The sequence below is a fragment of the Pandoraea sp. LA3 genome (assembly GCF_022696215.1).
Classification (GTDB): domain Bacteria; phylum Pseudomonadota; class Gammaproteobacteria; order Burkholderiales; family Burkholderiaceae; genus Pandoraea; species Pandoraea capi.
Genome location: NZ_PTPY01000038.1, coordinates 618,737 through 628,776, shown reverse-complemented (window position 1 = coordinate 628,776; position 10,040 = coordinate 618,737). Strand labels below are relative to the sequence as shown.

The window sequence follows — 10,040 nt, the reverse complement described above, 5'->3', positions numbered from 1 at the left end:
GCGGAAACAGAGCGCGGGAAGCGGGCGGTTTCGGTGGAGGCACTGAGGGCGGGGAGGGAGACGGGCCGGGGCCCCTTTCTGCAGCGAGTTGGGTTTATGTCTGAGCGGCGGAAAGGGGCTCCGGCCCGTCAGGCGGGGGGTGTTCACCCCGTATCACTAGCAGAAGAAAAGAAAAATACGTCGACGCTACTGCGCCGAGGTCTCATGCTGGCAGCAATCCTGCGGCGCGATAGCTCTCGATGAGGTGATCGTAGACCGCGATGTCTGAGCGACTACGCGCGATCAATTGTGCGCCGGCAATCGCGGCGTAGATAGCACGTGCTCGTCCTTCGCTTTGGTCGGGGGCGACGAGCGAGGCTTCGCGCAGCATCCGGGCGAGCCATGTCACATTCACATCGGCAAACGTCATCACTTCCCGTAGCACGATATCGGGCAGATCGTCCGACTCTGCAGCCATGAAGCTGCCGAGGCAGATGCGATTGTCGCGCTCCAGCGCCTTGCGGAACGTGCCGGGATATTGTCTGAGGCATTCGACGGGATCGCCGGACCGTGCGTAGATCGCATCTAGATTGGCGGCAGTGTCTTCCCAGTAGCGTCGGGCGACGGCGGCTCCCAGATCGGCTTTGCTTTCGAAGTGGTGATAGATGCTGGCCGCCTTGATGCCGACGGCGGAGGCGAGATCCCGGAAATTCAGGCCGTTGTACCCGTGGGCCTGAGCGATCTGGGTCGCGGCCAGCAGAATGCGTTCCTTCGAACTCAAGCCCGAATCGGTCGTCCCCACCATTTCCCTGAATACTCCGAAAGTTGAAAAGCCCATTGACGCCAGAGATTATACCCTCTATCGTTAACCTAACGAACGTTAGGTAGTTTTCATCAACACACTGCGCAGAGGGCAGAGCATGAATCTCAAGAGCACCAGTTCCAACGACGAAACCTTGGCGGACATGGCGATTTACGACTTTCCGAGGGGACCGTATCCAACGCGCGTGCGGATTGCCCTGGCAGAGAAAGCAATGGAGCCACGAGTGAAGTTCGAACTCGTGGATCTTTACAAGGGGGATCACAAGCGACCGGCATTCATGGCGGAGAAGAACTACTCCGGCACGGTACCCGTGCTCCAACTGCGCGATGGCACGTACATCGCAGAATGCACGGCCATTACCGAATATCTCGACTGGCTGGACGGCTCCCCGACATTGACGGGCAACACGCCGTTGACCCGGGCGAAGATCCACATGATGAACAAGCGCGCCGAGCTGGAGTTACTCGATCCGATCAGCGTTTATTTCCATCATGCGACGCCGGGGTTGGGGCCGGACGTGGAGCTGTACCAGAACGAGGAGTGGGGTATTCGCCAGCGCGAGAAAGCCGAGCGGGGCATGCAGTACTTCAACGATCTCCTGGAAACGCAGGCATATATCGCGGGTGACGAATTCTCCATGGCGGATATCACGGTAATTGCGGGGCTGCTCTTCGCGTCCTACGTCAAGGTCGAAGTGCCGGAAACCTGCAAGGCACTGAAGGCGTGGCATGAACGGGTGAGGGCGCGCCCGAGCGTGCGTCATCAGCCGGCGTTTGCGGGGTAGTGATCCCCCGGGCGTTCGCCGTTTGCGGATGAGGGCAGTGTCGGGACGGGAGGTGCGTGAACGGGCGCATGCCCGTCCCACCGCAACCAGCGTGGATGCCGCATGCGTGTCGAGTGGGGGGCGCGTGAGTGCCGATAAGCAAGCGGGGTAAACACACGCGCCACGGAGAAAAACCAACTCCTATACTCCAACCATCGCCGAAACACCGTCGTGGTGCATTTTTATCGTCACCAAAGGGTGCGGCGGGCGCGCATAACGGGTGCATCGGCGTGGCTGAAGAGGTGCCGCACCGAAATCGTGCGTGGTGAGTCAAAAAAGCGGAAAAACAGCTCGGGCATGGATATTGCTCGATCTCGACACAGCAATCTGCGGAGAAGCGTATGGTCGAGAGCTATAACGAGATGGCGAGCATCACGGGTGCGACGCGTTCGCACTACCGGCGGTTCGACGACTGGCTGAAATGCCAGCCCGACGATGTCTTGCACCATAAGCGAGCTGAGGCCGATCTGGCGTTCCGGCGCGTCGGCATCACATTTGCTGTCTACGGCAATGAAGCGGGAACCGAGCGCCTCATCCCGTTCGATCTCATCCCGAGAATTATCCCTGCCCATGAGTGGCAGACCTTGCAGACCGGTCTGCGGCAGCGCGTCGAAGCGCTGAACAAATTCATCCACGACGTCTACCACGACCAGAACATCCTGCGCGCGGGCGTCATTCCAGCGGAGCAGGTGCTGAAGAATGCGCAGTATCGCCCCGAGATGCAGGGCGTCGACGTGCCGGGCGACATCTACTCGCACATCGCCGGTGTCGACGTCGTTCGGGCAGGCACAGGGGACGACGGCGTGTTCTACGTGCTGGAGGACAACCTGAGAGTGCCGTCCGGCGTCTCGTACATGCTGGAAAACCGCAAGATGATGATGCGGTTGTTCCCCGAGCTGTTCGCGAGAAACCGCATCGCGCCGGTCGAACATTATCCCGATCTGTTGCTGGACAGCTTGCGGGCCGTGGCGCCGATGGGGGTCGACGATCCTACCGTCGTCGTGATGACGCCGGGCATCTACAACTCGGCGTACTTCGAACACGCGTTCCTCGCCCAGCAAATGGGGATCGAACTCGTGGAGGGGCAGGACCTCTTCGTCGAAGACAACCTCGTCTACATGCGCACCACCAACGGTCCCAAGCGGGTCGACGTCATTTATCGCCGTATCGACGACGACTTCCTCGACCCGCTCGCGTTTCGCGCTGACTCGACGCTGGGCGTGCCCGGATTGCTGAGCGTCTACCGGGCAGGGCGCGTGACGCTCGCCAACGCCATCGGGACCGGCGTGGCGGACGACAAGTCCATCTACCCGTTCGTGCCCGACATGATCGAGTTCTACCTCGGAGAGAAACCCATCCTGAACAACGTGCCGACGTATCAGTGCCGTCGTGCCGACGATCTGGCCTACACGCTCGACAACCTCGGCGAACTCGTCGTCAAGGAAGTCCACGGGGCGGGCGGATACGGCATGCTGGTCGGGCCGGCGTCCACCAAGGCCGAAATCGAAGCGTTCCGGCAACGGCTGATTGCCAAACCCGACGGCTACATCGCGCAACCCACGTTGGCACTCTCCGCGTGCCCGACTTTCGTCGACGCCGGTATCGCCCCGCGCCACATCGACCTGCGGCCGTTCGTGCTGTCGTCGGGCAAGGGCGTGACCATGGTGCCGGGCGGTCTCACGCGCGTGGCGCTCACCGAAGGGTCGCTCGTCGTCAATTCCTCGCAGGGCGGGGGGACGAAAGACACCTGGGTCCTCGAGAAGTAAGCGGCGTTCGCCAGAGACAGAAGACAACTTATCGGGAAGAGATCATGCTCAGCCGTACCGCCGACCACCTGTTCTGGATGGCCCGCTATATGGAGCGCGCCGAGAACACCGCGCGCCTGCTCGACGTCAATCTGCAAAACCTGTTGCTGCCGCAAGACGCCATCGACAATCTCGACGACGAAGACGATACCGATTTGGCACATGCGCTTGCCGGCGGCATCGACAACGAAGCCGGGTGGCGCGCCACGTTGCGTATCTCCGAGCTTGAGCCGGCGTTCAACCGCAAACACGCGCGCGCCACACGTGCGAACGTGCTCGACTTCGTGGTGCGCGATCGCGACAACCCGTCGAGCATCGCCTGCTGTCTGGCCGCCGCCCGCGAGAACGCGCGTGCCGTGCGCGGCACCCTGACGACCGAACTGTGGGAGACCGTCAACAGCACCTGGCTGGAATTCCCGCGCATGCTCGACCTCCTGGAGCGCGACCCGGCGCATCTGTTCGAGTGGGTCAAGGTGCGCTCGCATCTCTCGCGCGGCGTGAGCTTCGGTACGCTGTTCCAGGACGATGCGTTCTACTTCACGCGTCTGGGGCTCTTCCTGGAGCGTGCCGATAACACCGCACGGATTCTCGACGTGCGCTTTCATGAGGCCGTGCGTGCCGACAAGGCCGGGCCGGACGCCTCGCATCCCACGGACTTCTACTACTGGTCTGCCGTGCTGCGCAGCGTGTCGGGGTTCGAGATCTATCGCAAGGTCTACCGTGACGTGATCACGCCGGAGCGTGTCGTCGAACTGCTCATGCTCAACGCCCACATGCCGCGCTCGTTGCTGGCCTCGCTCAACGGCGTGTGCGAAAACCTTGCCACGCTCTCCAATGCACAGTCCGGCGACGTCGAGCGTTATGCCGGTAAACTTCAGGCAGACCTCAAATACGCCGACATCCAGCAGATACAGCAGCAAGGCCTGCACCCCGTCCTGACCGAGTTTCTCGAGCGCGTGTCCGTGCTCGGCAACAAGATCAGCCAGACATTCCTGATCCCGCTCGCCGCCTGATGCCATGCGCCTGATCATCCGTCACGAGACCACCTACCGCTACGACACGCCGGTGCGCTACACCATCCAGCAGCTTCGGCTGACGCCGACGGCGTCCGAAGTGCAACGCATCGTGCAATGGCGGTTGAGTGCGCCAGGCAAACTCACCGCCGCGCGCGACGCGTTCGGTAACGACATGCATACGCTCGTGCTGCACCAGCCGCACGACGAGATCCATCTGCTGGCCGAGGGGGAGGTCGAGACCACGCCGCTCGTCGACGGCAAGCTCGGTGAGACGAGTCACGCCGTACCGGTGTTATGCTTCGCCAGCCCAACGCCGCTCACCGGGCGCAGCGACGGAATCGATGCGCTCGCCGCCGACGCCGGGGTGACCACGCCGGGCGACCTGCTCGCGCTGGCGGCCTCCATTTGCGAACAGGTCGACTACGAGTCGGGGATCACCGCCGTGACCAGCACCGCCGCGCAGGCGCTGACGCTGGGGCGAGGCGTCTGCCAGGACCACGCGCATCTGATGCTGGCCGTATGCCGCGCGCGTGGCGTGCCTGCGCGATACGTCAGCGGCTACATCGATCCGGGCGACGTGCCGCATGCGGCAAGCCACGCGTGGGTCGACGTGTGGGTGGATGGCAGCGGCTGGGTGAGCATCGACGTCACCCACGCCTGCTTTGCCAGCGGCAACTACTGTCGTCTGGCGGTCGGCCGCGATTACGAATCTGCGGCGCCCGTCAGAGGCATGCGCAGCGGCGGGGCGAGCGAGGCGTTGCACGTGTCGGTGAGTGTCGACACCGTGCCGCCGGAACAACAACAATAGCTTTTCGCGTGACGAGGCGGCGCGCCTCGCACGGCAAGACAGGAACGACATGACGTATTGCGTGGCCATGAAGCTCGATGCCGGGCTGGTCTTTCTCTCCGACACCCGTACCAATGCGGGGGTCGATCACGTGAGCACCTTCCGCAAGATGCTCGTCTTCGAGCGTCCGGGCGAACGTGTGATCGTGCTGCTCTCCGCAGGAAATCTCGCGCTCACGCAAGCCGTGCGTCAGCAGCTTGTGGATGCCCGCGATGCCGAGACGTTGTGGACCGCCAAGTCCATGGGCGACGTGGCCCGCGTGGTCGGACAAGCGATTCGCGACGTCTACGCACGTGATGCCAAATCGCTCGAAGCCTTCGGCGTCGACTTCAATTGCAGCTTCTTGCTCGGCGGGCAGATCGCCGGGGCGAAGAGCCGTCTGTTCCAGTTGTACTCAGCGGGCAACTTCATCGAAGCGTCGTCCGTCAATCCGTACTTCCAGATCGGTGAGTCGAAGTACGGCAAACCGATCATCGACCGGCTCGTGACGCCCGCGACATCCCTCGACGACGGCGCCAAGTGCGCGCTCATCTCGATGGATTCGACGCTGCGCTCCAACGTGTCCGTCGGTCTGCCGCTCGACTTGCTCGTCTACGAAGAAGATAGCTTGCGCGTGACGCGCTTCGCCTCGCTCGACGACGAGAACGTCTACTACAAGATGATTCACGATACGTGGGGCTCGCGCTTGCGCCAGGTGTTCGACGAATTGCCGGAGCCGCAGTGGGCGACGAGCAGCGTGGTGAGCGTGCCGGCATCGCTGCCGCCGCGCGCCGAGCCGCCCGAAGGCATGCCCGGTGCGGACGAGGCGGGCAGCCTTCAGTCACTGGCACAAACGGTGTCGCTCAAGATGCCGTCCTGATCGGACGATGCGAGACGGGCGGCATTGCGCCGCCCGGAGTCTCAGGCGTGGCTGGGCACGCGATGCTGCTTGCGGTACAGCCATGCGCTGACCGCGAGCGTGACGGCTTCCGTGGCCAGCAGGGTGTACCAGATGGCGTCGCCGCCAAGCAGCGCATCGAGCCCCCAGAGAATGCCGAGCAGCAGGATCCAGCTACGCAGCATGGCAATGGCGGCCGATGGCCCCGGCGCTTCGACGGCCGTCAGGTAACCGGCCACGATCAGATTACCGGCGGCCGGCAAGAACGCCAGTGCATACCAGAGCACCGCGTGCTCCAGAATCGACCAGGCCTCGCCGCCTGCCGGCAGGAACAGAAACGTGAGCGGGCGCGCCAGTGTGGCCATGGCGACGGCGACGAGCAATGAGAAGCCCATCACCGCGATCACGCCCAGACGGAACGATCCCTGAAGCGCCTTCACGTCGCCCGCGCCGCGGTAGAAGCTGATCATCGGCTGCATGCTCTGCACCAGCGCGACCATCGTGACCGTGGCCCCGAGCGTCATGTACTCGAGAATCGCATAGGCCGCGAGACCGGGCTCACCGAAGTTCGTCAGAATGACGCGGTTGAAGACGAACACCGTCACCGCCGGTGCGATCGCGCCGAGAAACTCCGACGCCCCGTTGTACATCGCCCGCCACACATGGGTTTCCCCGTGGCCGAACGCGCGGCGCGCGGGCACGACCTGCTTCGCCAGCACGAAGTGATAGGCGAGCATGACGCTGCTCGACACCATCATCGACAACCCGGTCGCCAGCGACGCGCCGTACATCCCCATCCCGCGAACGACGATAAACCAGTAATCGAGCCCCACGTTGGCGAGTGCGCCGAGGAACATCGCGTACAACCCGAAACGGGCAGCCGGTGCACCCTCGACGCGCAGGAACAACTCCATGGCGTAAAGACCATTGGCGAACAGCACGAACCAGCCCCAGCCGGACAGATAGGCCACGACGTCCGCAGTGATCGCGCCTTGCGCCCCGAGCGCCGCAGCGATTTCGTGCTTGAAGACGAGCACGCCGATGCTCATCGCGATACCCGCCGCGAGCATGACCCACAGCACTTGCGAAAACGCGCGCTGCGCTTCGCTGACGCGTTGTTCACCGAGCAGACGGGCAATGAGCGTGGCGCCGCCCACGCCGACCATCACGCTGATGGCATACGGCACGTAGAGCAGCGGCACGACCAGGTTCAGCGCGGCGAGCGCCTGCTGGCCGACGTAGCGGCCGATGAAGATCCCGTCGATCAGCGTATAGACCGTGTAGACCCAGCCGGAAAGGATCGTCGGGACGGCGAGCGAGGTGAATTCCTTGAGCAGGGATGTCCTTGCGCCCTGCGAGGTGTTGCATGAATTGGTAGACGTGGAAAGAGACATGGTCCCCCCGATGACTTCGCACCGCGTCGTGTCGGGACGCGGCTCACCGTGGCTTGCACATCAAAGACTTCAGAGACTTCGGAATGGGGAGTGTTGTCGCTCACGCGCAAGCGATGGCGTAAGCGCTCCGCCCCGCAACGACATCGCCCCTTACCGGAAGCAAGGAGAACGCCAGCGAGGCAGTCAGACGGACGGAGGGAACATCGCCTGGTGCAGATGCACCCAGACGACGCCTTGTCGGGAATCGGAAAACAGGAGGAAATTCATAGGGTCTCGCACTTGACGCGCCTGCGTTGGGGCATCGCGCCGGTCGTTTGACGTCGTGGGAAGGTGTCGCCGGTATTGGCGTCGTGATTCTCGCGAAAACGTCACGCCCGGACTGCCGGGCGCTAGAGACAGACCGATGGCAGGCGCAGGAGTTCCCCTGCATAAAAAAGGGGCGCCTAAGCGCCCCAACATGGGTCCAGCAAGAAAGTCTGTGAACGTTGGCGCTGCCGTGTTACTGCTGCGCGCCGCCGTTGAACCACGCGGCGATCTTCTGACGTTCTTCGTCGGTCATTTGCGTCACGTTGCCCAGCGGCATCGACTTGAGCGCCACGGATTGCTGATAGATCCGTTGGGCGTTCTGTGAAATTTCCGCAGGTGTGTCGAGCATTACCCCGGCCGGTGCGCTGCCCATCATGGTCGGCTTGGCCGAGTGGCAGGTGGCGCAACGTTGCGTGAGGATCGGTTGAATCTCCGAGAGCTTCACGGCCGGTGCGGCGGCCTCACCGTGCGCCCCGGCGACCGGCGCCGGCGCGGGCTTCGGTGCGGCGAACACGGCAACGCCTGCGAGCAGGGCGGCGCCGGCCACGGGCAGGGCGTACAGATTCTTGCCGGCGTGACGCAGCACGAAGAACTGACGAATCATCGCGCCTGCGGCCATGATGATCGTGAGGATCACCCAGTTGTACGGATTGCTGTACGTGAACGCGTAGTGGTTGCTGATCATGATGAACACGACCGGCAGCGTGAAATACGTGTTGTGCACCGAGCGTTGCTTGCCGAGCTTGCCCCAGATTGGGTTCGGGACTTCGCCTTTCGACAGGGCGTCCACGCTCTTGCGCTGTCCCGGAATGATCCAGAAAAACACGTTGGCCGACATCGACGTGGCCATCATCGCGCCCACGATCAGGAACGCGGCACGTCCGGCGAAGATATGCGTGGTGGCGTACGTGGCGGCGACCACGAACAGGGCCACGGCGACACCCAGCACGCGCTCGTTCTTGCCCAGTGCGCGGCACAGGAAGTCGTAGACGAACCAGCCTCCGATCAGGAAGGCCACCGCGAGGCCCACCGCCTGATTCGGTTGCAGGTCCATCACGTTCTTGTCGATGAGATACGTCTGCGGTTGCAGCAGATACAGCACGCAGAACAGGGCGAAGCCCGACAGCCACGTGGTGTACGACTTCCACTTGGACCAGTGCAGGTCTTCCGGCATCTGCGGCGGCGAGTTCAGGTACTTCTGCGCGTGGTAGAAACCACCGCCGTGCACCGACCACATTTCGCCGAACACACCCTTTTGCCTGTCTTCGGCTGCCTTGGGCGGCTTCAGACCGTTGTCCAGCATCACGAAATAGAACGACTCGCCAATCCAGGCGATGGCCGCGACCACATGCAGCCAGCGCAGCAACAGATTGACCCAGTCGGTAATAAACGCTTCCATCTTATGTTCTCCTCAACTGCCTGACATTCACGTTCGCGATTTAGCTACCGCGATACGTAGAAAAGCTCCACGGCGACACCAGAAGGGGCACGTGGTAATGCTGCGAAGGCGCCGCGATGCCAAAACGCAGCACCACGCGATCGACGAAGCGCGGCGTGGGTACGTCAACGCCTTGCGCGGCAAAGTAATCGCCGGCATGGAACACAAGTTCGTATTCGCCCGCGACGAATTCCTCGCCTTCGAGCAACGGCTTGTCGCAACGGCCGTCGGCATTGGTCAGCACGTCGCGCAGCGAACGGCGCTCGCCGTCCACACGCCACAACTCGACACGGATGCCCGCGCCGGGTTTGCCGTGCGATGTATCTAGTACGTGGGTAGTCAGTCGTCCCATGATGTCTCCTGTGATGGATGGGTGCATTGTAGGGAGATGGCGGCGGGGCAACGCGCGCAATAACAAAGATAAAAACGCGCACATACCCTGTCACGTCAGACAAAAAGGTGATGCGCATCAATATGGCATGCCGACGTCTTCAGCGTATGTCGTATGCACCGGAAATGGGATTTTTTGGACCACTATTTGATTCCGTTATCCCGGATATAACGCCAATCGTATGACGTGTTATCGCGACAGGAGACGACTCGCCCGGAAAGCCCAATGGCGACGTGCGTGCTTGGGGAAAACCCGAGACGCAAGATAAGCATTCATGCATACGTTCCATGAAAAAAACACTATAGCCCCGGGTGGTCTTGCCGCAAAAGGCGTCGACCTGC

Annotated in this window: 9 protein-coding genes; 5 read left to right on the top strand and 4 right to left on the bottom strand. The window is 62.5% G+C overall.

Features of this window, described 5'->3' with window-relative positions; translation table 11 throughout:
• Positions 1–202 precede the first annotated feature (202 nt).
• Positions 203–784 carry a TetR/AcrR family transcriptional regulator gene (locus C5N93_RS25140; protein WP_242561381.1) on the bottom strand — a complete coding sequence of 194 codons (582 nt, stop codon included), beginning with the start codon at positions 782–784 and terminating at the stop codon, positions 203–205.
• Between the two features lie 115 nt (positions 785–899).
• Between C5N93_RS25140 and C5N93_RS25135 the strand changes: the two genes are divergently transcribed.
• The 5 genes from C5N93_RS25135 to C5N93_RS25115 all read left to right on the top strand — a co-directional run bounded on the left by C5N93_RS25135 (position 900) and on the right by C5N93_RS25115 (position 6,152).
• Positions 900–1,586 (top strand): glutathione S-transferase, encoded by a 687-nt coding sequence (locus C5N93_RS25135; protein ID WP_242561380.1) that lies wholly within the window; start codon positions 900–902, stop codon positions 1,584–1,586.
• Positions 1,587–1,966: 380 nt separating this feature from the next.
• Complete coding sequence (locus tag C5N93_RS25130; RefSeq protein ID WP_242561379.1) at positions 1,967–3,391, top strand: circularly permuted type 2 ATP-grasp protein; 1,425 nt, start codon at positions 1,967–1,969, stop codon at positions 3,389–3,391.
• A 44-nt stretch (positions 3,392–3,435) separates the two neighbouring features.
• Positions 3,436–4,443 (top strand): alpha-E domain-containing protein, encoded by a 1,008-nt coding sequence (locus C5N93_RS25125; RefSeq protein WP_150720032.1) that lies wholly within the window; start codon positions 3,436–3,438, stop codon positions 4,441–4,443.
• A gap of 4 nt (positions 4,444–4,447) precedes the next feature.
• A complete protein-coding gene (locus C5N93_RS25120) occupies positions 4,448–5,254 on the top strand; it encodes a transglutaminase family protein (RefSeq protein WP_242561378.1) in 807 nt (268 codons plus the stop codon).
• Between the two features lie 49 nt (positions 5,255–5,303).
• Positions 5,304–6,152: a proteasome-type protease gene (locus tag C5N93_RS25115; RefSeq protein ID WP_242561377.1), complete on the top strand. Its 849-nt coding sequence runs from the start codon at positions 5,304–5,306 to the stop codon at positions 6,150–6,152.
• Between the two features lie 41 nt (positions 6,153–6,193).
• Here C5N93_RS25115 and C5N93_RS25110 read toward each other — a convergent pair whose 3' ends face one another.
• The 3 genes from C5N93_RS25110 to uraH all read right to left on the bottom strand — a co-directional run bounded on the left by C5N93_RS25110 (position 6,194) and on the right by uraH (position 9,660).
• The gene (locus tag C5N93_RS25110; RefSeq protein WP_242561376.1) at positions 6,194–7,564 is read right to left on the bottom strand and encodes an MATE family efflux transporter; all 1,371 of its coding nucleotides are present in this window, start codon (positions 7,562–7,564) and stop codon (positions 6,194–6,196) included.
• 499 nt (positions 7,565–8,063) lie between these two features.
• A complete protein-coding gene (locus C5N93_RS25105; protein WP_242561375.1) occupies positions 8,064–9,269 on the bottom strand; it encodes a urate hydroxylase PuuD in 1,206 nt (401 codons plus the stop codon).
• Positions 9,270–9,309: 40 nt separating this feature from the next.
• A complete protein-coding gene (gene uraH, locus C5N93_RS25100; RefSeq protein WP_242561374.1) occupies positions 9,310–9,660 on the bottom strand; it encodes a hydroxyisourate hydrolase in 351 nt (116 codons plus the stop codon).
• Positions 9,661–10,040 lie beyond the last annotated feature (380 nt).